Below are 23,452 nucleotides of genomic sequence, written 5' to 3'. Positions count from 1 at the left end.
AGGGAGGGTCGGGGCCTTCGTGGCCTCGACCCTCCCGTTCAGTCACCGACGGCTTCCCAGGACTACGGGTAGCGCACCAGGTAGCTCGGTATGCCGGTGTTCGCGTTGCTCACCGGAGCACCGGTGTCGTTGACCACGTGGTCGATCGTCCCGGCACCGAGATTGACGGTGAGGACGTGATTCAGTACCACGCCGGGCGTGTCCGGCACCTCGAACCCGCGGGTGGCGTGGATGGTGGGGTCCACATTGGTGAAGATGTACGAGCCGCCGCCCCACAGCGTGTGCTGCTCGACGTCGTCGGCCACCTTGTAGCCGGCCCAGCCGAGGACGCCGTCGTGCTGCCATGCCGCCTGGTTGGGCGGGTCGTAGGGGAGCTCGTTCTGGAAGAAGACCGTACGGCCGCGCTCGCCGTTCCAGATGACGTTGTACTCCTGGTAGTGCTCCACGAAGAGGCCTGTCGCGGTGACGTCGTCGCCGTTCACGATCACTCCGTTGCGGCCCGTGCTGACGTCCCAGCCGAAGGAACCCTCGTTGCCGTGGTCGGCGCGCCACACCCAGATGTGGTCGATCAGGACGTTGTCACTGTTGATCTCCAGGCTGACATCGGCCTTCCCCACGTGCGGACCGCCGATGCGGAAGTAGACGTCGCTGAGCGTCGTCGGGTTGGCCGGGTCGTTCTTCTTCGAGCCGTTGTTGCCGTTCTTCGTCCCGACCTGCAGCAGGACGGGCGAGTTGACCGTCCCGCCGTCGATCGTGACGCCGGCGATCACGACGCCGGGTACGTCGGCGACGCGCATCGGCACGGCACCGTCCACGGCAGTCAGGGTGGCATGCCCGAGGCCGAGGACCACGGTGTCCGCCCGCTTCACCCGGATGGTGTCGGCGATGTCGTACACCCCCGGTGTGAGCAGGAGGTGCTTGCCGCGGGCGAGGGCGTTGTTGATGGCCTGCACGGAATCCCCGGGGCGGGCCACGAAGAACTCGGACAGGGGGATGGTACGGCCGGCGGTCGGGCCCTCACCCCAGGAGATGCCGCGGGAGTTCACCTGTGCGAACGGTACCCGCACGCTGTAGGTCCCTGCGCTGTCTGTGAAGAGGTACGGCTTCTCGCGGCTGACCGGGGTCTCGTCGAGTGTCGTGTAGGGCGGGTCGGGGAACGCCTCGTCGGTCGGGGCTCCCTCGGTTCCCGAGAACACGGCGTTCCAGACGCCGTTGGACCAGCTGCCGATCTCCGCGTTGCGTGTGAGCCACTGCTGCTGGGATCCGTTGACGACGTCGCCGGCCTTCGAATCGGCGAGGTAGCCACCGCTCGCGAACTGAGGTCCGGCGGTGCAGTAGTCCATGAGCGAGAGGGTGCCGCCCGTGACGTTCACGCGCCGCAGGGAGACGGCCTGCGAGACGGCCCAGAAATTCGCGGTCGCCCGGCAGCCGTCCTGGCCCGCGCCGTTGACCTGCAGCGTGAGGTTGGAGAGCGTCCGCCAGAAGTTGTTGAGCGCGATGCAGTTGCTCGTGCCGTTGTCCTCGAGGCAGCGGTTGTAGACCTCGATCTTGCCGTTGATGGTCACATCCGAGGGTGAGGCGCCGAGTCCTGCGACCTCGGTGTAGTAGCCCACCTTGAACTGCAGGGGCTGCGCGTCGGTGCCGTACGTGCCGGGCAGGAACAGGAGTGCCTGGCGTTCCGTGCCCATCTCGTTGTCGATCTGGCGGGCGTTGACGGCGTCCACGGTCGCCTGGATCTCACTGACCGGCATGCTCGGATCGAACACGGTCACGTTGGGCCCGAAGTCGGGCGACGACGCCGGCGGTGCCTTCTTCGCTGCGACCGGAACGGCCTGCGCCGGTGCCTGGGCGAGGGCGAGGGGTGGGGAAGCCATGGCCGGTGCTCCCGTGCTGGTGGCCAGGAGCACCGAGGCTCCGAGCAGCGCTGCCAGCCGGGTGCGTCCGGTCCTGGTGGGGCGGGGGATTGTCATGCTGAACGGTTCCTCTCCGTCGAGGTGGTCCTGCCGGGTGATTCTCCTGAGGGTGCGGCGGTGACGTAGTGAATCGTGTCACCCGCCGGAAAGAAGTACATCCCCGGACCGGCCCGAAGTCAAGGAACACCAAAAGCGAGCCCGTGGAAGCCCTCCATTGAACATCCCTGTGGCCGGTGGTAGAGCTTGTGGGAGCGTTGCCGGGTACCGACGGGCAGCGCGGAACGCGTCCCGACCGCCCCGACCCGAGGAGACACGATGGCAACCCCCGACGACGAAGAGCGCACACTCAGCGAGTGGAGCCGGACGCTGGCACAGGCCCTGCAGGTCCTCGACCTCGAGGTGGACCACCCGCGGATCGTCGAAGTCGCCGAGCGCTCCTCGCAGCACCTGACCCAGCACGCGGGTGCGATCAGCGCCTTCATGATCGGTTATGCGGCGGGCTCGGTGACCACGGATGGCCGGGAGGAAGCGAGCGCAGCCGTCGAGAAGGCTGTCAAGACAGTCCTGACGATCATCCGGAAGGACGAGGAAACCCAGGAGGAAGAGGGCTGGACCGGCACGGCGCAGTAGCGCCGGGCATCCGCGGCGTCAGCCCTCGCGGACCTCGCGGTGGGAATCGGCCTCTGCCGCATCGTCCGCCGCATCTCCTGCAGCCGAGGGGGCGTCGCGCAGTGCCTGCCGACGGTCCAGTTCTTCCCGCAGGTCGTGGTGGCGGCCCTCGGTCTCGGCATCGCTCCCGCCGTCGAGGATGTACTGGCTGTCCCGTGAACGGTGGTTCCTGCTGTTCAGGATGTCCAGGTCATCCCGGTCGATGGTCGTCAGGTCCTCGGGGAAGTCCTTGCCCGGGTCCAACCTGCTGTCGTCACTCATGTACTGCCTCATTCGCGTACTGATCACCTGATTGCCCCGCTGCTTGAGGCGAGATCGACAGTACCGTACGGATGCCGGTTCCTCCGTGGACCCGGACGGAAGTCGGGCCGTCGTGCGGGCTCAGGCTGCGGCGGCTTCCGTCGTCCGGGTGCTCGTGGGCCGGGTGAGCGTCCAGGCGAGCAGGACGGCGACGAGCACGGCCGCCGCGAGGCCCAGGCCCGAATAGCCCATCAGGACGAGTGCCGGACCCGCGAGTGCACCTCCGACGGCACCGGCCAGGTTCATCAGCAGATCGGACGTGCCCTGGACCGGTGCGCGCTCGCCGACATCGACGGCGCCGGCGAGCAGTGTCGAGGCGGAGACCACACTCGCGGACCAGCCGAGGCCGAGCAGGATCAGGCTCAGGGTTACGAAGGCCTCCGACTCCGAGCCCTGCCACGCTATCAGCAGCGCAGCCAGGAGGAAGATCTGCCCGAGGAGGATCCCCCGGAGCTTGCCCGCGCGGTCGGCGATCCACCCGAACACGGGCGACAGCGCGTACATGCCGGCCACGTGCAGGCTGATCGTCAGTCCCACCACGGACAATCCAGCCCCGTGATCGTGCAGGTGCACGGGCGTCATGGACATCAGGGACACCATCGCCGCGTGGCTGACCATGAGGGTCGCGACGGCGAACCGGGCGCTCGGATTGCCGGCGAGGATCGTGAGGCCACGGCGCCCACCCGGCGGCCGGGCGTCGTCGGGGAGAGCGGCTGCCTGGCGCTGCAGTGCCGTCAGGAGGGGGTCGGGCCTCAGCCCCAGCGAATACACGAGGGCCGCCGCGACCTGCGCGACGGCGGTGAACACGAAGCCCCCGCTCAGTGCCGGGATGCCGAGGTAGCCCGCGACCACCTGGCCCGGCTCGAAGAGATTGGGGCCGAGTACTGCTCCGATGGTGGTCGACCACACCACGAGGGAGAGGCTCCGCCCGCGGGTCCCCTCGGTGGCGAGGTCCGTTGCCGCGAAGCGCGCCTGGAGTCCCGTCGCCGATCCGGAGCCCAGCAGCACCAGGGCGACGAGCAGGAGCGGGAACAGTGAGAGGGAGGCCGCGGTGATGGCGAGCAGCGCCCCACAGCAGGCGACGACGGAGCCCGTGGCGAGGGAGACGCGCCTGCCCCTGCGCTGCGCGAGACCGGCCAGTGGTACGGCTGCGGCAGCCGCGCCCAGGGTGGCCATGGTCGCCGCCATGCCGGACCAGGCGCTGGAGCCGGAGGTCTCCGCTGCGAGCAGGGCACCGAGTGAGAGCGTGGCGCCGGCTCCGAGTCCGCCGAGGATCTGGGCGACGACGAGGACCCGGACCACGTGACGCTGCACGAGGTCGGCCCCCGGACCCGCCGGGCCCGGGTCTGCCTGCCGCCGGTCCGCGTGCTGGTCCTGCTGCCGCATCCGCGTGTCCCTCCTGGTCGCCGTGATCGGAGCAGTCTATCCGCGCTGCTGCTCCCGGCCACGGCCCGGGTCCACGCGTTTCAGCGGCCGGTCAGGCGTTGATCCCCTCCCGATCCCCGGCGGGCGTCCGCTCCGGGAAGCCGTCGGGCTCGGGCTGCTGCGCCACCGCCGCGGAATCGTGCTGCGACGGTGCCGTGTGCGTGCTCGGCTCGAAACGGACGATGATCTGCTTCGAGGTAGGGGTGTTGCTGCCCTGGGCCACCTGCTCGAGCGGCACCAGGACATTCGCCTCCGGGTAGTAGGACGCCGCGCACCCACGGGCCGTCGGGTACGAGACCACACGGAAGGCGCGGAGGACGCGGTCCACGCCGTCGTCGTACACCCCGTGGATGTCCACGTTCTGGCCGTCCTCCAGGCCCAGCTCGATGATGTCCTTGGGGTTGATGAACACCACGTGCCGGCCCTTCTTCACGCCGCGATAGCGATCGTTGAAGCCGTAGATGGTGGTGTTCCACTGATCGTGCGAGCGCAGCGACTGCAGGATCAGGGTGCCCTCCGGGCGTACCAGGTACTCGAGGTCGTTGACGGTCAGCACCGCCTTGCCCGTGGGGGTGTGGAAGGTGCGCGAGTCACGCGGCCCGTTGGGCAGGATGAACCCGCCCTCCTGGCGGATCTTCCTGTTGTAGTCGTCGCAACCCTCGACCACCCGGGAGATGTGCTCGCGGATGAGATCGTAGTCGTGCTCGAAGGCCTCCCAGTCGGCGTCGATCTTCCCGTCGATGGTGGCGCGTGCCAGCCGGCTGATGATCGCGACCTCGGACAGGAGATTCTCGGACACGGGTTCCACGCTGCCCCACGAGGGGTGGACGGCGCAGACGGTGTCCTCGACCGAGACGAACTGCACGCCGGTGGCCTGGCGATCGATCTCGGTGCGGCCCTTGCAAGGCAGGATCAGGGCTTCCTTGCCGGTCACGAGGTGCGAGCGGTTGAGCTTGATGGAGATCTGCACGGTCAGGTCGGTATTCTCGAACGCCTTCTCCGCCACCTGGGTGTCGGAGATGGCCGAGACCAGGTTCCCGCCGAGGGCCACGAAGGCCTTGACCTCGCCGTCGCGCATGCGCCGGATGGTCTCCACGGAGTCGGCGCCGTGCTCGCGCGGCGGTTCGAACCCGAACTCCTTGCCGAGTGCGTCCATGAACGTGGGAGGCATCTGCTCCCAGATCCCCATGGTCCGGTCTCCCTGCACGTTGCTGTGTCCGCGGATGGGGGAGGCTCCGGCGCCCCGCTTGCCCATGTTGCCGCGAAGGAGCAGGAGGTTGATCATCTCCTTGATGGTCGCGACGCCCTTCTTCTGCTGGGTGATGCCCATGGCCCAGGTGATGATCACCTTGTCCGCGGCGATGTAGCGGGCCGCGAGTTCGTCGATCTCCTCGGACCGCAGCCCGGTGGCCTCGAGGATCGTGTCCTCGTCGAGCGTCAGGAGGTAGTCCCGGAGTTCGTCGAGCCCCTCGCAGTACTCGTCGAGGAATGCCTGGTCCAGCACGGTGCCGGGGTTCCTGGCCTCGGCCTCGAAGACACGCTTGGACACGCCCTGCAGCAGCGCCATGTCCCCGCCGAGCCGCACCTGGATGAACTGGTCCGCTATCTCGATGCCCTTGCCGGCGACGCCGCGCACCTTCTGCGGGTTCTTGTACCGCTTGAGGCCTGCCTCGGGGAGCGGGTTCACGGCCACGATCTGGCCGCCGGTCTCCTTGCACGCCTCCAGCTCGGTGAGCATGCGCGGGTGGTTGGTGCCCGGGTTCTGCCCCATGATGATGATCAGGTCCGCGTCCGCGTAGTCGTCGAAGGTGACGGTCGCCTTGCCGATCCCGATGGTCTGGCCCATGGCCCAGCCGGAGGACTCGTGGCACATGTTCGAGCAGTCGGGCAGGTTGTTGGTGCCGTAGCCGCGGGCGAACAGCTGGTACAGGAACGCGGCCTCGTTGGAGGAGCGCCCGCTGGTGTAGAAGGCGGCTTCATCGGGGGAGTCCAGGCTCTTCAGCTTGTCCCCGACGATCCCGAAGGCCTCGTCCCAGCTCACCGGCCGGTAGTGGTCTTCGCCGGCGGGTTTGTAGAGGGGTTCCGTGAGCCGCCCCTGCATCCCCAGCCAGTACTCCGAGCGCTGGCGGAGCTCGGAGATGGAGTGCTCCGCCCAGAAATCGGACTCGATGATCACCGGCGCCGCTTCCCAGGTGACAGCCTTGGCGCCGTTCTCGCAGAACTCGAAGGTCTTGCGCTTGTGCGGATCGGGCCAGGCGCAGCTCGGGCAGTCGAAGCCGTCCTTCTGGTTCATCTTGAGGACGGTCCTGGCAGTCCGCTCCACACCCATGTGCTCGACGGCGGGTTTCATGGAGTAGTAGACGCCAGGGATGCCGGCCGCCCAGTCCTTCGGGTGGTCCTCGACCTTGAGGTCCTTCTCGTCGGCTTCCTCGACACGGGGTTGCTTGCGTTTCATGGCGAACGTCCTCTTCCATGGCCCGGGTGCGGCCGCTTCGTCGGCAGATGATCCATCTGCCTCGGGTATCAGCTTCGTGTATCAGGCCTACAGGGGAGTTGCGTCTGCTGCAAGCCTCGCGTGAGGAGAGACCCCTGTTTGACGCGCTGAACCTCCCGACGAGCACAATGGGCGGGACGGTTTTACTTAGTTGACCTAACGAAACGACAGGTCTACAGTTACTTAGAGCAACGAACTATTCGAACCGGGAGTCCCTGATGTCAGTAGCGCAGCACACCGCTGCAGAGCTGGTGCACCACATCTTCGATCTGCAGCGGGCCCTCCGGGGGGTCACTGCGGCGGGGATGAAGTACTCCGACCTGGGCCCCGCCCACACGGGGGTGCTCTTCTTCATCGGGGAGGGGGCCCCGATGCGGGCCTCGGCCCTGGCCGGCAAGCTCGGCATCGGCCCCTCCGCCCTCAGCCGCCAATTGGCGGACCTCGAGCAGTTCGGGTTCGTGGTCCGCTCGGCGGATCCCATGGACGGCAGGGCCTGCCTGCTCTCGCTCTCGGACGCCGGTGAGCGGTACCTCGCGGAGACCTACGAGCGGCGGGCCGAGACCCTGCGGGAGATCCTGTCCGACTGGACGGAGAGCGAGGCGGAGGCGGCGTCGTCCTCCGTCCAGCACCTGACCGAGGCGTTCCGGACGGCAGCGGCACACACCGCACAGGCGCACAGCACCAGCAGTACCCACAGCACGGGCAACGACGGCCGTCACCACTCGGACCCTGCGTCCCAGATCATGAAGGAAGAACGTTGATGGCCAGCCAATCCACCAAGCCAAGGATTTCGGAGGCCGCAGAGGAGCCCTCTGCGAAGCCCTCCCACCACTCCACGAGCGAGCCCATGAGCCACAAGCAGATCCTGCAGGCGCTCACGGGCCTGCTGGCGGGTCTGTTCACTGCGATCCTCAGCAGCACCATCGTCGCGAACGCCCTGCCCACCATCATGAGCGACCTCAACGGTTCCCAGACGGACTTCGCCTGGGTCATCACCGCGGCACTGCTCGCCAACGCGGCCACCACCCCCATCTGGGGCAAGTTCGCCGACCTGTTCGACAAGAAGATGCTGGTGCAGGTCAGCATCGTGATCTTCGTCCTGGGGTCGGTGCTCGCGGGCTTCGCGCAGACCATCCCGCTGCTGCTGACGGCCCGCGTGATCCAGGGTGTCGCGATGGGCGGCCTCACCGCGCTCGCGCAGGCGATCATCGGCACCATCATCGCGCCGCGTGAGCGCGGCCGGTACTCCGGCTACATGGGCGGTGTCATGGCCGTCGCGACGGCGGGTGGACCGCTCCTCGGCGGATTCATCGTCGACTCGCCGCTCGGCTGGCGCTGGACCTTCTTCGTCTGCGTCCCCCTGGCGATCATCGCGCTCGTGCTCCTGCAGCTCACCCTGAAGCTCCCCGACACACGCCGCAAGGCGCGGATCGACTGGCTCGGCTCCATCCTCCTGACGGCCGGCGTGAGCCTGCTCCTCATCTGGGTCTCGTTCGCGGGCAAGGAGGGCTACTACGCATGGTTCTCACGTGAGAGCGCCCTCATGGTGGGCGGCAGCGTCATCCTCCTCGCACTCCTGCTGGTGGTCGAGTCGAAGGTCGCCGAGCCGATCATCCCCCTCAAGATCATCTCCCAGCGCACCACGGCCCTGGCGATCATCGCCTCGATCGCCGTCGGCATCGCCCTGTTCGCCAGCTCGAGCTACCTCGGCCAGTACTACCAGGTGGCACGCGGCGCCACGCCCACCGAGGCGGGCCTGCTGACCCTCCCGATGATCGCGGGCAACCTGCTGGGCTCCATCGGGGCCGGTCTGCTCGTCACCCGGTTCGGCAAGTGGAAGCGCTACCTCGTCGCAGGGTCGCTCTTCCTCATCGCCGGCCTCGGCCTCGCGGGCACCATCGACCACCTGACCGAACTCTGGCTCGTGGGCATCTACACCTTCGTCTTCGGACTGGGACTCGGCCTCATGCTGCAGAACCTGGTGCTTGCCGTCCAGAACACCGTCGCCGTGAAGGACATCGGCTCCGCCAGTGCGTCGGTCGCGTTCTTCCGCTCCATGGGCGGTGCTGCGGGTGTCGCCGTCCTGGGTGCCATCCTCGGGACCCAGGTCTCGAACAAGACCACCGAGGGCCTGGCTGCGGCCGGTATCCCGACCACCGGTGGGGCGGCGGGCGGAAGCCTGGACCTCGTGGACCTGCCGGCGCCGATCGCGGACATCGTGCGTGCCGCCTACGGTGACAGCACGGCCCTCATCTTCACCATCACCGCCGTCATCGCCGTGCTGGGCCTGGTGTGCGTGCTCTTCATCAAGGAGACGGCGCTGCGTCGCACGGTCGACTTCGCCCAGGCCGCTCCCGCGGGGCCGGCGGCGTCGCTGTCACCCGCCGCCACGGGCGGGATGCCCGCCGTCGCCGGAGGGACCGCCGAGACGTCCGAGGGCGCCACGCTCACGGCGAGGAACGAGGCGCAGGACGGCGGGACGTCCGGTCCCGACGACGCCGCGGATGCCGGACGGGGGAGCGGAACCCGTAGCGAGGACGAGTCCGATGTCGTCGCGGTGCAGCCCTCCCGCGGAAGGCACAGTGCTGGTCCGGTGTCCATCCTGAAGTCCGACATCGAGCGCGTGACGCAGGAGCTGTCCGAGCTCGACATCGACCTCGCGAGCCGGGCAGGAGCGGACCGCTAGATCCTCCGCACCGAGCAGACAGGCCACCGGTCACCCGGTGGCCTGTCTGCGTTCTTCACCCAGGCGGAAGGCGACTCCCGTAGGCCACGGTGCGCTGCCGCACAAGCTCCGCCTGCGGCGCACCCGGAGGTTGTCGGCCTCCGTCACGACTCCTAGCGTGGACACCGATCGACCGACCGAAGCCCCTCCCACGGCCCCGGGTCGTGGACAGTGAAGGAGTACATCGCGTGAAAGCACTCGTATGGCACGGCGAAGGCGATATCCGCCTCGACACCGTCGACGACCCCTCGATCCTCGATCCGAACGACGCGATCGTGCGGATCACCCGCAGCGCCATCTGCGGGACCGACCTGCACTTCATCCGCGGCACGATGGCAGGCATGAAGGAAGGCACCATCCTCGGTCACGAGGCTGTCGGGGAGGTGACGGAGGTGGGGTCGGCCGTCCGGCGATTCGCACCCGGAGACCGGGTCGTCATCTCCTCCACGATGTCCTGCGGCGTCTGCTGGCAGTGCCGGGCAGGGCACACCGCGCAGTGCGACACGGCCAATCCGAACGGCCCGCAGGCAGGAACGTGCTTCTTCGGGGGGCCCACCACCACGGGGCCCGTCGACGGGCTCCAGGCCGAGTACGCGCGCATCCCGTGGGCGTCGAACACCCTGACGGCCCTGCCGGACAACGTCAGTGACGAGCAGGCCATCCTCCTCTCGGACATCTTCCCGACCGCGTGGTTCGGCGCCCAGCTGGCCGGTGTGCAGCGCGGTGACACCGTGGCCGTCTACGGAGCCGGGCCCGTGGGTCAGTTCGCCATCGCCTCCGCGTTCCGCCAGGGCGCCTCGCGCGTCTTCGCGGTCGACGGGATCGACACCCGGCTGGTCCTCGCCCTCGACCAGAACGCCGAGGTCATCAACTTCAATCGCGAGGACCCGGTCCAGGCCATCATGGAGGCCACGCTCGGGATCGGCGTCGACGCCGTCATCGATGCCGTCGGCGTCGATGCCCAGCGCCCCGCGTCCGGCCCGGCAGCGGCGGACAGCGAGCAGCAGGCGGACGAGTTCGCACAGGAGGTCGCGCAGGTGGCTCCGACCACGAACATCCAGGGCGAGAACTGGGTGCCGGGCAATGCTCCGTCGCAGGTGTCGCAGTGGAGCATCGAGACCGTCAGGAAGTACGGGCGCATCGGCATCATCGGCGTCTACAGCCCGGCCATGATGTCCTACCCGATCGGTCAGGCGATGAACAAGAACCTCACCATCCGGATGGGCAACTGCGATCACCGCTCGGTGACGCCGCCGCTCCTGGACCTCGTCGCCTCGGGCGTCTTCGATCCCACCCGGTTCATCACGCAGCACGAGCCCATCACCGATGTTGTGGACGCGTACCTCACGTTCGACCGCCGCGAGGAGGGATGGCTCAAGACCGTCCTGACCACGGGGTGACCCTGGCGCTGCTCCACGGAGGCCATCGGGATGTCCCGGTGGCCTTCGTGCTGCGGTGTGGATCGGCGGGTTTGTCCTCCGCCACCACAAACCCCTTGTCGACCTGCCGGATGTGACGTAGCGTACAGAGGACCGGTCGTCGAAACGTTTAGACGATGTCGAGCCGCACCGGCACCAGCCCGTCCTTCCCGCAGACATCGGAGTCAGCATGGCGAACATCCACGACGTAGCACGCGTCGCCGGTGTGTCCATCAGCACCGTCTCCTACGCCCTGAGCGGGAAGCGACCCATCGGGGAGAAGACGCGCCTGCGCATCGACGAGGCGGTGCGCGAGCTCGACTACATGCCGAACGCCGCCGGCCGCATGCTCGGCGGGACGCGGACCCGGATCTTCGCGCTCACCGCTCCGCTGCGGAACGACACCTACGCCCCCGCGCACATGGCCTTCGTCCTCGCCGTCGTCACCGCGGCGCGCGCCCACGACTACGACGTGCTCCTGCTGACGGAGGACGAGGCGACGGGCGGCCTCCGCCGGGTGTCCTCGAGCCGGCTCGTGGACGGCATCATCGTCCTCGACGTCTCCGTGAACGACGAGCGCGCGGACCTGGTCCGCTCGCTCGGGGTTCCCGCGGCACTCATCGGCGTACCGGGCAATGCCGAGGGACTCGTCTGCGTGGACCTCGATTTCGAGGCCGCTGCAGCGCTGGCCGTCGACCGCCTCGTGGATGCGGGCCATACCTCGCTCGCGCTGCTCGGGCATCCCCGGGCGGTCTACGAGCGTGGCTCCAACTTCCCCATGCGGTTCCGGGACGGCTTCCTGGCCCGGGCCGCGGAGCGGGGTGTCCCTGCCGTCTTCACCATGGTGGAGAAGGATTCACCCCAGATCCGCGCCGCGCTCGGCGGTGTCCTCGACGGGGCTCCCGGCGGTGCTGAGGGCGCGGCGACCGACAGTGTTCACCGCGGGGCGACCGGCGGTGTTCACAACGGTGCTCCCGGTAGCGCGCATGCACCGACCGGCATCGTGGTCCACGCGGAGGAGGGCGTGCACAAGGTCATCCTCGAGGAGATTGCGCACCGCGGACTCTCCATCCCCGCGGATCTCTCCGTGATCGCCGGCGTGCCGACCTTCGACACCTCCTCCTTCACACCCGCCCTCGATTCCATTCCGCTGATCCCGGTGGATTCCTGTGTCCGCGCCGTCGAACTGGCTGTCCAGCAGCTCGACGGCACCGTCGAACCGCGCGTCGAGCTCGTCGCGCCGAAATACCGCGACCACGGTTCGGTCGCGGCACCCCGTCCGGGCTCCTAGCGCCGGACTCCTGTCCCTCCACCAGCACCATCCCGACGCGCGGTAGCACAGCCCGCAGTCGAAACGTTTCGATATTCGCCAGTGACCGCTGGCGACCACTACAAGGGAGTAGGCCATGAAGAGAAGCAGACTGATCCTCGGTGCAGCCGTCACCGCAGCAGCACTCGCCCTGTCCGGATGTTCGGGCTCCGGCTCCGACGAGGCGGCCGGGGGTGAGGGGGACACCCTCAAGCTCTGGCACTTCGAGAGCGAGACCAGTGCCATGGGCATCGCCTGGGAGGAGGCCATCCGGGTCTTCGAGGAGGAGACCGGAGCAACGGTCGAGTTCGAGGAGCGCAGCTTCGAACAGATCCGCTCCACCGCGAGCCAGGTACTCAACTCCAACGAGGCGCCCGACCTCCTGGAGTACAACAAGGGCAACGCCACCGCGGGGCTGCTGTCCAGCCAGGGCCTGCTGACCAACATGGACGACGCCGTCGACGAGTACGGCTGGGACGACAAGCTCGCGCCGTCGCTGCAGACCACCGCCCGGTACGACGAGCGCGGGATCATGGGCTCGGGAAGCTGGTTCGGGGTCCCGAACTACGGCGAGTTCGTCGAGGTGTACTACAACGAGGACATGTTCGCCGAGGCGGGCCTCGAGGTCCCGACCACGCTCGACGAGTTCGAGGACGTGCTGCAGGCGTTCACCGACGACGGCGTGACACCCCTGGCGGAATCGGCCGCCGAGTACCCGCTCGGCCAGCTCTGGTACCAGCTCGCGCTGACCCAGGCGGATCGCGGATGGGTCGAGGACTACCAGCTGTACAGCAACCCCGTCGACTGGCAGGGCGAGGAGGTCTCGTTCGCCACGGAGACCGTGAAGGACTGGACGGACAAGGGCTACATCTCGACCAACGCCACGGGCTCGACGGCGGAGGACGCGGGGACCGCGTTCATCAACGGGACCAACCCGATCTTCTTCTCGGGCAGCTGGTGGCACAACCGGTTCACCACCGAGATCACCGACTTCGAATGGGGTACCTTCCTCTTCCCCGAGGCCGAACTGGCGCCCGGATCTGCGGGCAACATGTGGGTGGTCCCGGAGAAGGCGGCCAACAAGGAGCTGGCCTACGAGTTCATCGACATCACCATGCGTCCCGAGATCCAGAACCTGATCGGCAACAACGGCGGCGTCCCGGTCGCGGCCGATCCGGCGGACATCACCGACGAGAAGAGCTCGGAACTGATCGCCAACTTCAATGAGCTCACCGAGAAGGACGGCATCGCCTTCTACCCGGACTGGCCCACGCCCACGTTCTACGACGAGCTGAATGCCGGCTTGCAGGAACTCCTGAACGGGACGACGACGCCCGCCGAGTTCCAGGAGCAGGTGGGCGAGCAGTACCAGAGCGGCGTCGACGACATCGTCGGCTAGCCCCACCCCGAACGTGCCGCCGGACCGGGCTCGGCCCGGCGGCACGCTCGGCCGATCATCCACCCGTCCATCCACCCGACCAGCCACTTATGGAAGGTGCACGCCCATGGCGATCGCAACCCGGTCGAAGGAGCGCGCCCGGCGTTCCGTCCCCACCAGCCTGATCCCCGGCTCCAGCCGCAACGCGTTCTGGTTGTACCTGCTGCCCGGCCTCGCCCTGCTCACGCTCATCATCGTCGTCCCGCTCCTGTGGAACGTCTACCTGACCTTCACCTCCTACCGGGGCATCAGGCCGCCGGAGTTCATCGGCCTCGACAACTGGGTGGAACTGTTCGGGGACACCACGTTCTGGACCTCCTTCCGGAACTCCGTCGCCATGATCATCGCGATGGTGGTGGTACCCACCGTGGTGGGCCTGGTGCTCGCCGCGATGCTCTTCGACCTGATCGGCCGCAAGTTCGGCGGCCGCATGGCGAGCTTCCTCCGCGCCACCTACTACCTCCCGCAGATCCTGCCCGGTGTCATCGCGGCGATCGTGATCGGCTGGATCCTCCGGCCCGAGAACGGGGCGCTCAACCAGGTGCTCGCCGCCGTCGGACTCGGCGGGCTGCAGGGGAACTGGCTGGGCAGCCCGGACACGGCCCTGCCCAGCATCATGGTCATCATGGTCTGGGTGCAGCTCGGGTACCCGGTGGTCATCTTCATGGCGGCCCTGCAGCGTGTCGATCCCGAGCTCTACGAAGCGGCGGAGCTCGACGGCGCCAACTGGTTCCAGCGGTTCCGCGCGATCACCGTGAGCATCATCCGCCCGGAGATCTTCGTGGTCACCCTGACCCGCGCCATCGCCGCGCTCAAGGTCTTCGGGCCCGTCTACGCGCTGACCGGCGGCGGTCCGGGCACCTCGACGATAGTCCCGGCCTACTACGCCTACAGCGAGTTCTTCCAGTCCCAGCAGGTGGGCTACGGAGCGACCATCGCGACCGCGCTCACGGCGGTCATCGCCGTCGTCAGCATCATCTTCGTCCTCGTGCAGACGAGGCTCGAGCGCAGTGAGGAGGCACGCTGATGGCCATCACCGACACCCCTGCCGGGAGCACCGCCCGCGAGGCCCTGAAGGAACCGCCCAGGAAGCGACCGCGCGGCGGTCGGGCCCGGAAGACGGCAGGTGACTGGCTGATCCTCGGGATCGCCGTCCTGATCGGGCTGCTCATCGCGGTCCCGTTCCTGCTCATCCTCGCCAACTCGTTCAAATCGCCCACGGACTATGCGACCGGCGGGCCGCTCTCCCTCCCGTCGTCGCTCTACTTCGACGGCATCACGGCGTTCTGGGAGCGAGTCGACTTCCCCCAGAAGCTCTGGAACAGCTTCTTCATCAGTTCGGTGGTGGCTGTACTCGCCGTCGGGATCTCGATGTTCAACGCCTTCGCCCTCGGGATCGGGCGGGTGCGCGGCCGTACCTGGCTGGTGCTGCTGATCCTGCTCGCGAACATGCTGCCGCAGGAGGTGCTGCTGTACCCGCTGTACTTCATGTTCCGCGCGGTGGGCCTCTACGACAACGTGTGGGCGGTGATCATCATCTTCACGGTCATCCAGAGCGCCTTCGGTACCTACCTGCTCGCCTCGGTGTACGGAACGTTCCCGAAGGAACTGCTGGAGGCCGCATCCCTCGACGGCGCGAACCGCTGGCAGATCCTCTGGCGCGTGGTGTTCCCGATCTCCAGGCCCACGCTGAGCGTGCTGCTCATCTTCTTCTTCATCTGGACGTGGAACGAGTTCCTGATCCCGCTGACGTTCCTCGTGGGCAACGACAACCAGACCGTCCCCGTGGCCATCACCGTCCTCCAGGGCGACCGCCTCATGGACGTCACGACCACGAGCGCCTCCGCCCTCCTCGGGCTCCTCCCCACGCTCATCTTCTTCCTCATCTTCCAGCGCACCCTCACCCGGGGCATCACGGCAGGAGCAGTCAAGTAACCATGAAATTCACCGACGGATTCTGGCATGTCCGCCCCGGCGTCGACGCGCAGTACGCGCAGGAGGCCTACGACGTGGAGGCGGTGGGCAGCAGCCTGGTGGTCTCCGCGCCGACCAAGGTCATCGAGCGGCGGGGCGACACCCTCAACCGCGCGCTGCTGACCGTCACCCTGAGCAGTCCGCTGGAGGGCGTGATCGGCGTCCGCATCGAGAACCACCGCGGCGACACCCCGCACCGCGGGTTCGACCTCGTCGGTGCGGAGGAGAGTACGAGCACCACGGCCACCGCGGACGACGACGGCGGCGTCCTGACCGCCGGGTCCCTCACCGCACGGATCACGCGCGGGGCGCCCTGGAACCTCACCTTCGAGGCCGGCGGCCGCACGCTCACCTCGAGCGGCCACAAGTCGGTGGGACGCATGGGGCTCGCACCCGACGCGCCCGTCACCACCGAGCCGGCGGGGGTCACGGGTGTCACGGAGACCGGCCGGGCGCCGTCGTCGTCCTACCTGCACTCCCAGCTCTCGCTGGGCGTCGGCGAACTGGTGTACGGGCTGGGGGAGCGCTTCGGTCCGTTCGTGAAGAACGGGCAGACGGTGGACATCTGGAACGCCGACGGCGGCACCTCCAGCGAGCAGTCCTACAAGAACATCCCGTTCTACCTGACCAACCGGGGGTACGGCGTGTTCGTGAACCACCCCGAGCACGTGTCCTTCGAGGTGGGGTCCGAGACCGTGGAGCGCGTCCAGTTCTCGGTACCCGGCGAGACGCTCGAGTACTTCGTGATCCACGGGCCGACGCCGGCGGACATCCTCGAGCGGTACACGCGCCTCACGGGCCGGCCGGCGCAGGTACCGGCGTGGTCCTACGGCCTGTGGCTGTCCACGAGCTTCACCACCGACTATGACGAGCAGACGGTCTCCCATTTCGTGGACGGCATGGCAGAGCGCGAGCTGCCGCTGAGCGTCTTCCACTTCGACTGCTTCTGGATGCGCGAGTTCAACTGGTCGGACTTCGAATGGGACGCCCGGGTGTTCCCGGACCCCGAGGGCATGCTCGCGCGGCTCCATGATCGCGGCCTGCGCGTCAGCGCATGGATCAACCCGTACATCGGCCAGCGCTCGGGTCTCTTCGACGAGGCCGCACGCGCAGGCTATCTGGTCCGGCGCCACGACGGCACGGTGTGGCAGTGGGATCTGTGGCAGGCAGGCATGGGGCTGGTGGACTTCACCAACCCGGAGGCCACGGCCTGGTTCCAGGACAAGATCCGCACGCTGCTCGGGCAGGGCGTGGATGCCATCAAGACGGACTTCGGGGAGCGCATACCGCTCGGCGTGCGCTGGCACGACGGCACGCCGGACGCCACCATGCACAACCTCTACCCGCAGCTGTACAACCGGGCGGTGTTCGACGTCCTCGAGGAAGTCCGCGGGCCCGGCGAGGCCGTCCTGTTCGCGCGGTCCGCGACCGCCGGAGGCCAGCAGATGCCCGTGCACTGGGGCGGCGACAACTCGTCCTCCTTCGAATCGATGGCGGAGACCCTGCGCGGCGGGCTCTCGCTCGCGCTGAGCGGCTTCGGGTACTGGAGCCATGACATCGGCGGGTTCGAGGGCTCGCCGGACCCGGCCGTGTTCAAGCGCTGGCTGGCGTTCGGGCTGCTCTCCAGCCACTCCCGCCTGCACGGCTCCACGAGCTATCGGGTGCCATGGGCCTTCGACACCGGTGAGGAGCCTGCGGGCCAGAGTGCCGTGGACGTCACGAGGACCTTCGCGCGCCTCAAGCTGTCCCTCATGCCGTACCTGTACGCGGTCGGGCTCGAAGCGCATACGCGCGGCACTCCGTTCATGCGGCCGATGCAGCTCGCGTTCCCCGCGGATCCCGCTGTCGCCCATTTGGACCGCCAGTACCTGCTGGGTGCCGATCTCCTCGTCGCGCCGGTCTTCTCGGCCGACGGCGTGGTGGAGTACTACCTCCCGGCGGGCCGGTGGACGCAACTGCTCACGGGCGAGGTGGTGGACGGCGGCGGCTGGCGACGCGAGGTGCACGGCTTCGACTCGCTGCCCCTCTGGGTGCGGGAGGGTGCGGTGCTCGTCACGGGCAGCACGTCCGACCGGCCCGACTACGACTACCTGGAGGACCCCCTCGTCACGGTCTACCCGGGTGCGGCCGACGGCGCGGTGGTGCGCGTGACGACGCCGGGCGGATCCTCGGGGGAGTTCCGGGTGGCACGGTCCGGGAACGGGTATCGGGTCTCGGGTCCGTCGGGTGTGGCCTTCCGGGCGCGCCTGGCCGGGGGTGCGGAGGTCGCATCCGACGACGGGACCGCGGAGCTGACCTAGGAGTCCCTTCGATACGGGCGCCCGATTTCGCGTCGGGCGCCCGACGTCACCCCGCGCGCCCGACCTCCCGCCGGGCGCCCGCGCCGGCCTCGCGCGGGCGGCCAGTAGCATCGAGGGGTGAAACCCTTCCTTCTCCTGGCCACCCGTGCCGAGGACTTCGCCGCCGATGCGGAGTACCGCAGCTTCCTCCGGTACGGCGGGCTCGCGGAGGGCGAGCTCCGGCGCATCCGCCTCGAGTCCGGGCCGATGCCCGAGCTGGAGCTCGCGGACTACTCGGGTATCTTCCTCGGGGGGAGTCCCTTCAACTCGTCGGATCCGGAGGAGTCGAAGAGCGACGTGCAGGTGCGGGTGGAGCACGAGCTCGGTGGGCTGCTGGACCGCGTGGTGCCCGAGGACTTCCCGTTCTTCGGGGCGTGCTACGGCGTCGGGACGCTCGGCCGGCACCAGGGTGCGGTCGTCGACACCACCTATGCCGAGCCGATCGGCGCCGTCGAGGTCACGCTGACCGACGACGGCGCAGTCGATCCGCTGCTGGCCGGGCTGCCGCCGTCGTTCGCCGCCTACGTGGGGCACAAGGAGGCGTGTGCCGCGCTGCCGCCCTCCGCCGTCCTGCTGGCCTCCTCCGCCACGTGTCCGGTGCAGATGTTCCGCGTGGGGCAGAACGTCTACGCCACGCAGTTCCACCCCGAACTCGACGTCGAGGCGCTCGTGGGGCGGATCAGCACGTACCGCCACGCCGGCTACTTCCCGCCCGAGCAGGCCGACGAGTACATGGCGCGTGCCCGCGCGACGACCGTCGACCAGCCCGAGGCCATCCTGCGGGCTTTCGTGGCCCGGTACGCCCGGAGCTGACCCGCCGGTGCCTGGTGCACCCGTGTACGCCGGCGCCGCCATGGTGTTCAATGACCCCTACCGGGACGGCGGCCACCCGTCCGTGCTGCGGCCCACCCCGGTACCGATCGAGGCGGATCGGGTTCGGCAGGCGGTCCTGCCCGTCCGCGCCCGCCTCGGAGTACAGGCGGGCGGCTTCGGCCAGATGATGCGCTGCCTGGCGGGGAGATTCCAGGGCGAGGTAGTACTGGCCCATGCACACTTCCAGATCGGTCAGCGACTCGAAATCGAGCGCATCCCGTTGCGCGCCGACCAGCCCCAGCAGTTCGCCCGCGACGACCAGCTCGAGCGTCAGGACAGCGAACTTCGCCTGAGCCAGGGTGAGCTCGAGCCGCTGGACATCCGTCCCGACGATGGCGAAGCCGCGGTCCGCCTTCTTGAGCGACTGCGACACGACGTCGTCCGATAGACCAGCATGCATCTGGTGCAGAGCACTTGCGCGGTGGAACGCCGCCCACGCTTCCAAATCGGCCTGCGGGAGGAGCAGCTTCGACGCCAGCGCATGGTGCGCACGCCCGGTGTCCGTGTCTCCGCGACGGAAGGCGACGTTGCCGATCGCCCAGGCCCCGCGGGCGAGCAGGAGCGACGGGACGGACGGTGCGTCCTCCTGGAGGTCGAGAGCCGTGGCTGTCTCCCACGCGTCGTCGAGGGCGCCGCTGAGACTGAGGGCCGCAATGAGGATGAAGCCGGCCTGCAGCCGGGCCGACGAGGGCTTCGGCAGGCTCTCCGCCGCTGCCACCGCCTCCCGGGCCAGCTCGATCGCTTCCTGAAGCCGGCCCGTACTCCGCGCGATCGTGGACAGCCGACCGAGGACGACGGACTTCAGCCCCGGTGAGGCGACCATCAGGGACGACGAATCCATGCGCAGGAGCACAGCTTCCGCCTCCTCGAGGCGACGGCGGGCGATCAGCGACTGGGCCTGCAGCATCGACATGTCCCACCACGCGGGCCCGTTCCGCTGCTCGAAGGCGAGGCTCGCGGCGTACTCGGCCTCCGATGCCGCGAGGGCGTCGTCCTGCATGTCCCGTGCGTAGTTGGCCGCGAACATGGCCTCCGTCAGCGCGGGCTGATCATCGGCCGACGGCGGCTCGACCCACCAGTTCAGGGTCTGCACGTCCATGCCGAGGCGCGCGGAGAAGTGACGGACCATGTCCGGGGTGGGCTGTCGTTGGCCTCGCTCCAGGAGCGAGATGAAGTGCGTGGAGTACGCGTCGGCTCCGAGTTCCGCCTGTGTCAGGCCCTTCGCGGTGCGCGCACGGCGCAGCATGTCTCCGAACCTCATGATTCACAGTCCCCCCCCGGCAGATTCCGGTGACAAGCTCCGCGAGGGGAGTTCGACCGGTTGCCCTCTTGTCTAACAGATGGTCCCGACAAAAGGGAAAACGGGGTGCAGAGGTGTCAGACGATCCGTCCGAGGTAGGTCGAGAAACCCGCGGGCACACGCCCCACGGTGCGGGACGACGTCGTCACCTCCAGCGCTCCGGAGGCCGTCCAGTCGACGCCTGCACCCCGCGCGCGGCGGACGAGATCCACGTCCTCGTCCTGCTCGAGCGCCCCGAATCCGCCGACCTCGCCATAGGTGCTCCCGCGGATGCCGAGGTTTGCGCCATGGACGTGCGGGTGTCCGTCCCGCGGCGTGTAGGCGTCCGACCACCGCTGCATCCGCTCGGCGTTGTCCGCCGTCAGCGTGGGACGCACCGTTCCGAGAACGAGATCATGGCGACTGCCCAGCCCGTGATGTCCCACCAACCAGTCCCGCGGGACGAGGGTGTCGGCGTCGGTGTTCGCGATCCACGTTCGGGCCGGGAGGCACCGCGACCGCGCGAGAGCGAACCGCACGCCCACATCGCGCGCCGCACCCACGGACCCGAACGAGCCGGAGATCACGGAGACCCCCGGCGCGCGCCGCGCCACGCGCTCCGACCCATCGGTGCAGCGATCCAGGACCACCGTCACGGAGACGAGGACCCGCGGGACGGTGCGCAAGAGGCGGACACGGGCGGTGTCGAGCGCTGCGAGGCAGGCGGGCAGCCAGTCCTCCTCGTCGCGGGCGGGCACGACGACGGCCACCTGCCCTGGGATCACAGCAGGCCCTCACGGCGCGCCACGGAGTGGGCCGGCGCGGGCACGAAGACCTCCAGGAGGAAGTCCTCCTCGGTATGCAGGGCGAGCGTGTGCAGCCCCGAGTGGTCGCGGACGCGCTCGTGCACCGTGTCGCCGTCGAGCTCCCAGCCCTCGATCGGGTGACGCCAGTGGCAGAGGACCACCACGCCGTCGTCGTCGAGGGAGGCCAGCATGAGGCGGATGACCTGGTCCAGCTGCTCGGAGGAGAGGAAGTATCCGGTCTCGGACAGGACGATCAGGTCGAAGGGGCCGTCCTCGCGGGGCCAGTCGCGGGGGACCGTGGCGAGCCGGGCCGATGCGGCCACGTCCATGATCAGCGCCTCGTTGGTGCGTCGCACCGCCGTCTCGCTCGTGTCGAGGGCCAGGAGGTTGTCCGACACCGCGGCGAGGTCCTTCGTCAGCGCACCGACGGAGCATCCGATCTCGAGGGTCCGGCAGAATCTCGGACGGGGCAGGCAGGCGAGGGTCAGGGCGCGTTTCCGTTGCTCGTAGAATCGCTCGGCCACGTCCCACGGGTCCGCTTTCGCGCTGTGCAGCCGCTCGAAGGTCGAGCCGGCACCGGTGACGAAGAAGGCCTCGAACGTGCGGTCGAAATGCTCCAGCATGGCGGGTGTCAGGAGTACCTCGTCGCCCGGCGCGTCGGACAGCGGCAGCGTCTGGGAGACATGGGTGGCCAGCGCGGATTCCTTGCGCGAGTGCTCCTCGGCGTCGAGCGGGTGGAGCGCGAGGCCTGCGAGCTCCTCCGCCTGCTCCTCCGCCGTTCCCCAGTGCCACAGCCAGATGGGGTATTCGAGCAGGGTGATGGTGCGTTCCGTGCAGACATCCGCGGCGGCGCGGCCCACGGTGTCGTGGTCGGTGTGCCCGTCGTGACGCCACGGTGCGGCCACCAGCGTGCGGACGTCCTCGCTGTCGGCGAGCTCGCGCTCCAGGACCGCGACGACGTCCTCGTGCAGCACCCTGCCATCCGGCATGCCTTCGAAGCAGACCCGTGCCGCGGGCGCCAGGACCAGGACGGCGTCGGTCACCTCGGCGCGCCTCAGCTCTGCGAGGCGATCGGGCGAGTGCGTGGGGGAGGAGGGATGTGAGGCCTCCCCGTCGGTGAGGACGACGACGTCGCAGCGCACCCCGGCGCGCGCGAGCTTGGCGAGGAGGCCGCCCGCGCCGAGTGTCTCGTCGTCCGGATGCGCGGCGAGGAGGAGGAAGCGAGCGGGCAGACGCCCGTCGAACAGTTCCTCGATCTGGAGGTCCACGGCGTCACTGTCCTGCTGCCAGGTGCGCCAGTGGCTCTCCGGCGTCCCCTCGGCATCGTGCGAGAAGCTCACCACACGCCACCGCTTCCTGGTTCGAGGTCGAGGTCGAGGACGCGCCGGCCCAGGCCGGCGTCGTCGCGTTCGGCATGGTGCTGACGGAGGTAGAGGTGCAGATCCGCCACCCGGCCGGCGTGGCGGTCGTCGAAGACCAGGGGTGCGGGGCCGAGCCCGTGTGCGGCGGCCTCGAGCACGAGTTCGGCGCAGCGGAAGGCGGTGGCCCTGACCCGGGCGGCGAGCAGTGCACCATCCTGGCCGCCCGCGCGTCCTGCGTCCACGGCGTCGGCGGCATCGGCGAGCACGGTCCGCGTCTCGTGCAGGGCGGCGTCCACCCGGCCGAGGTGCAGCAGCGCGATCTGGTCGGGTTCGCGTCGCCGCGCGGCCGCCAGCAGGGTGCGGGCGATCCCGAGTGCGCCCCCGTACCAGCAGGCCGCGACGCCGATCCCGCCCCAGGCGAAGCCGTCGCGTGCGAGATACCAGTTCGTGCCGCCGACCGGTGTGGCCGGAACGGCGTCGAAGTGCACAGGGCAGCTCGTGACCGTCGGGAGGCCACGGCTCACCCAGTGATCCGGGGGGTCCATGGTGATCCCGGGGACGCGTAGATCGACGGCGAAAGCGCGGCGTGCGCCGTCGCCCACGTGGGCCGTGACGATCGCCCCGTCGAGGTGGTCCGCGAGCGAGCACCACGGCTTGGTGCCGGTGAGCGTCCAGGTGCCGTTCCCCGCCTCGGTGGCCACGAGGGCGACGTCCGGCCCTTCGGCTGCGAAGACTCCCCACGTCCCGCCGCCGGGGAACGCGGGTGTCTCGGAGGATGTCGCGGAGGGCGCTCCGGGCGACGCGCGGAAGAACGGCCCGGAGGGCGTCCCCGGAAGCGCCTCGGCCTGGGCGAGGATGGCGAGGGCATCGAGGTGCGGTTCGACGACGCGGGCCACCGTGAGATCGGCTGCTGCGAGGGTGCTGAGGAGCTGCCAGGCGACCGACGTCCGGCCGGACCCGGGCAGGGGGACGGCGTCACCGAGTTCGATCGCCAGGTTGAGCGCGGCCGGCAGGGACGCCCTGGCGGCATCGACCCGATCCGTGAGGAACTGCAGGGAACGCTCCGCGCCGGCGGCCTCTGCCGGCTCGCGGGTCAGCGTCACGGGAGGGAGATTTTCGCGGTCAGGAC

At 68.9% G+C, this 23,452-nt stretch carries 17 protein-coding genes and 1 pseudogene; 10 read left to right on the top strand and 8 right to left on the bottom strand.

Annotated elements, in window-relative coordinates; all coding sequences use genetic code 11:
- Positions 1 to 62: 62 nt before the first annotated feature.
- On the bottom strand, positions 63 to 1,970 hold the full coding sequence (locus FJV46_RS02115) for a pectate lyase-like domain-containing protein (RefSeq protein WP_087031467.1): 1,908 nt from the start codon (positions 1,968 to 1,970) through the stop codon (positions 63 to 65).
- Between the two features lie 258 nt (positions 1,971 to 2,228).
- On the opposite strand from FJV46_RS02115, the gene FJV46_RS02110 reads away from it, so the two are divergent.
- Positions 2,229 to 2,543 carry a DUF6457 domain-containing protein gene (locus tag FJV46_RS02110; protein WP_087031464.1) on the top strand — a complete coding sequence of 105 codons (315 nt, stop codon included), beginning with the start codon at positions 2,229 to 2,231 and terminating at the stop codon, positions 2,541 to 2,543.
- Between the two features lie 18 nt (positions 2,544 to 2,561).
- Here the strand turns inward: FJV46_RS02110 and FJV46_RS02105 are convergent, their stop codons facing one another.
- From FJV46_RS02105 to FJV46_RS02095, 3 genes are all read right to left on the bottom strand, one after another.
- The gene (locus FJV46_RS02105) at positions 2,562 to 2,843 is read right to left on the bottom strand and encodes a hypothetical protein (protein ID WP_087031462.1); all 282 of its coding nucleotides are present in this window, start codon (positions 2,841 to 2,843) and stop codon (positions 2,562 to 2,564) included.
- Positions 2,844 to 2,963: 120 nt separating this feature from the next.
- The gene (locus FJV46_RS02100; RefSeq protein ID WP_087031459.1) at positions 2,964 to 4,268 is read right to left on the bottom strand and encodes an MFS transporter; all 1,305 of its coding nucleotides are present in this window, start codon (positions 4,266 to 4,268) and stop codon (positions 2,964 to 2,966) included.
- A gap of 91 nt (positions 4,269 to 4,359) precedes the next feature.
- Entirely contained in the window at positions 4,360 to 6,762 is a 2,403-nt protein-coding gene (locus FJV46_RS02095) for an FdhF/YdeP family oxidoreductase (RefSeq protein ID WP_087031457.1), read from the bottom strand.
- Between the two features lie 257 nt (positions 6,763 to 7,019).
- Here FJV46_RS02095 and FJV46_RS02090 point away from each other — a divergent pair, with 257 nt between their 5' ends.
- The 9 genes from FJV46_RS02090 to FJV46_RS02050 all read left to right on the top strand — a co-directional run bounded on the left by FJV46_RS02090 (position 7,020) and on the right by FJV46_RS02050 (position 18,817).
- Positions 7,020 to 7,562, top strand: coding sequence for a MarR family winged helix-turn-helix transcriptional regulator (locus FJV46_RS02090; protein ID WP_087031454.1), 543 nt, complete (start codon positions 7,020 to 7,022; stop codon positions 7,560 to 7,562).
- Positions 7,562 to 9,487, top strand: a complete 1,926-nt coding sequence (locus tag FJV46_RS02085; RefSeq protein WP_126130554.1) for an MFS transporter — start codon at positions 7,562 to 7,564, stop codon at positions 9,485 to 9,487. Before FJV46_RS02090 ends, FJV46_RS02085 begins: the two co-directional genes overlap by 1 nt.
- A gap of 227 nt (positions 9,488 to 9,714) precedes the next feature.
- The gene (locus tag FJV46_RS02080) at positions 9,715 to 10,926 is read left to right on the top strand and encodes a zinc-dependent alcohol dehydrogenase (protein WP_087031451.1); all 1,212 of its coding nucleotides are present in this window, start codon (positions 9,715 to 9,717) and stop codon (positions 10,924 to 10,926) included.
- Positions 10,927 to 11,134: 208 nt separating this feature from the next.
- Positions 11,135 to 12,235 (top strand): LacI family DNA-binding transcriptional regulator, encoded by a 1,101-nt coding sequence (locus FJV46_RS02075; protein WP_087031448.1) that lies wholly within the window; start codon positions 11,135 to 11,137, stop codon positions 12,233 to 12,235.
- 115 nt (positions 12,236 to 12,350) lie between these two features.
- Positions 12,351 to 13,652 (top strand): ABC transporter substrate-binding protein, encoded by a 1,302-nt coding sequence (locus FJV46_RS02070; protein WP_087031445.1) that lies wholly within the window; start codon positions 12,351 to 12,353, stop codon positions 13,650 to 13,652.
- Positions 13,653 to 13,758: 106 nt separating this feature from the next.
- Positions 13,759 to 14,718, top strand: a complete 960-nt coding sequence (locus tag FJV46_RS02065) for a carbohydrate ABC transporter permease (protein WP_087031442.1) — start codon at positions 13,759 to 13,761, stop codon at positions 14,716 to 14,718.
- Entirely contained in the window at positions 14,718 to 15,626 is a 909-nt protein-coding gene (locus FJV46_RS02060; protein WP_087031438.1) for a carbohydrate ABC transporter permease, read from the top strand. Before FJV46_RS02065 ends, FJV46_RS02060 begins: the two co-directional genes overlap by 1 nt.
- Before the next feature lie 2 nt (positions 15,627 to 15,628).
- Positions 15,629 to 17,965, top strand: coding sequence for an alpha-xylosidase (gene yicI / locus FJV46_RS02055; RefSeq protein ID WP_087031435.1), 2,337 nt, complete (start codon positions 15,629 to 15,631; stop codon positions 17,963 to 17,965).
- A gap of 117 nt (positions 17,966 to 18,082) precedes the next feature.
- A complete protein-coding gene (locus FJV46_RS02050) occupies positions 18,083 to 18,817 on the top strand; it encodes a glutamine amidotransferase (protein ID WP_087031432.1) in 735 nt (244 codons plus the stop codon).
- 1,153 nt (positions 18,818 to 19,970) lie between these two features.
- Here FJV46_RS02050 and FJV46_RS15480 read toward each other — a convergent pair.
- The 4 genes and pseudogenes from FJV46_RS15480 to FJV46_RS02030 form a co-directional block, all read right to left on the bottom strand.
- Positions 19,971 to 20,123 (bottom strand): annotated as a pseudogene (locus tag FJV46_RS15480) (helix-turn-helix domain-containing protein); the annotation flags it as partial.
- Between the two features lie 131 nt (positions 20,124 to 20,254).
- The gene (locus FJV46_RS02040) at positions 20,255 to 20,941 is read right to left on the bottom strand and encodes a glycosyltransferase family 2 protein (protein ID WP_232008586.1); all 687 of its coding nucleotides are present in this window, start codon (positions 20,939 to 20,941) and stop codon (positions 20,255 to 20,257) included.
- Complete coding sequence (locus FJV46_RS02035; RefSeq protein ID WP_158250161.1) at positions 20,938 to 22,302, bottom strand: bifunctional PIG-L family deacetylase/class I SAM-dependent methyltransferase; 1,365 nt, start codon at positions 22,300 to 22,302, stop codon at positions 20,938 to 20,940. The genes FJV46_RS02040 and FJV46_RS02035 overlap by 4 nt, the downstream gene beginning before the upstream one ends.
- Positions 22,299 to 23,426, bottom strand: a complete 1,128-nt coding sequence (locus FJV46_RS02030) for an acyl-CoA dehydrogenase family protein (RefSeq protein WP_087031423.1) — start codon at positions 23,424 to 23,426, stop codon at positions 22,299 to 22,301. Before FJV46_RS02030 ends, FJV46_RS02035 begins: the two co-directional genes overlap by 4 nt.
- Between the last annotated feature and the right edge of the window lie 26 nt (positions 23,427 to 23,452).

Origin of the sequence: Arthrobacter agilis (assembly GCF_006494655.1) — a bacterium.
Lineage (GTDB): Bacteria > Actinomycetota > Actinomycetes > Actinomycetales > Micrococcaceae > Arthrobacter_D > Arthrobacter_D agilis.
Note: the sequence above shows the minus strand (reverse complement) of the source record. Positions and strands in the feature narration are given on the sequence as shown.

Excerpts from the sequence above, each read along its gene's own strand:
- FJV46_RS02115 (WP_087031467.1), bottom strand. The coding sequence starts at position 1,970 with ATGACAATCCCCCGCCCCACCAGGACCGGACGCACCCGGCTGGCAGCG.
- FJV46_RS02110 (WP_087031464.1), top strand. The coding sequence starts at position 2,229 with ATGGCAACCCCCGACGACGAAGAGCGCACACTCAGCGAGTGGAGCCGG.
- FJV46_RS02105 (WP_087031462.1), bottom strand. The coding sequence starts at position 2,843 with ATGAGTGACGACAGCAGGTTGGACCCGGGCAAGGACTTCCCCGAGGAC.
- FJV46_RS02100 (WP_087031459.1), bottom strand. The coding sequence starts at position 4,268 with ATGCGGCAGCAGGACCAGCACGCGGACCGGCGGCAGGCAGACCCGGGC.
- FJV46_RS02095 (WP_087031457.1), bottom strand. The coding sequence starts at position 6,762 with ATGAAACGCAAGCAACCCCGTGTCGAGGAAGCCGACGAGAAGGACCTC.
- FJV46_RS02090 (WP_087031454.1), top strand. The coding sequence starts at position 7,020 with ATGTCAGTAGCGCAGCACACCGCTGCAGAGCTGGTGCACCACATCTTC.
- FJV46_RS02085 (WP_126130554.1), top strand. The coding sequence starts at position 7,562 with ATGGCCAGCCAATCCACCAAGCCAAGGATTTCGGAGGCCGCAGAGGAG.
- FJV46_RS02075 (WP_087031448.1), top strand. The coding sequence starts at position 11,135 with ATGGCGAACATCCACGACGTAGCACGCGTCGCCGGTGTGTCCATCAGC.
- FJV46_RS02070 (WP_087031445.1), top strand. The coding sequence starts at position 12,351 with ATGAAGAGAAGCAGACTGATCCTCGGTGCAGCCGTCACCGCAGCAGCA.
- FJV46_RS02065 (WP_087031442.1), top strand. The coding sequence starts at position 13,759 with ATGGCGATCGCAACCCGGTCGAAGGAGCGCGCCCGGCGTTCCGTCCCC.
- FJV46_RS02060 (WP_087031438.1), top strand. The coding sequence starts at position 14,718 with ATGGCCATCACCGACACCCCTGCCGGGAGCACCGCCCGCGAGGCCCTG.
- yicI (WP_087031435.1), top strand. The coding sequence starts at position 15,629 with ATGAAATTCACCGACGGATTCTGGCATGTCCGCCCCGGCGTCGACGCG.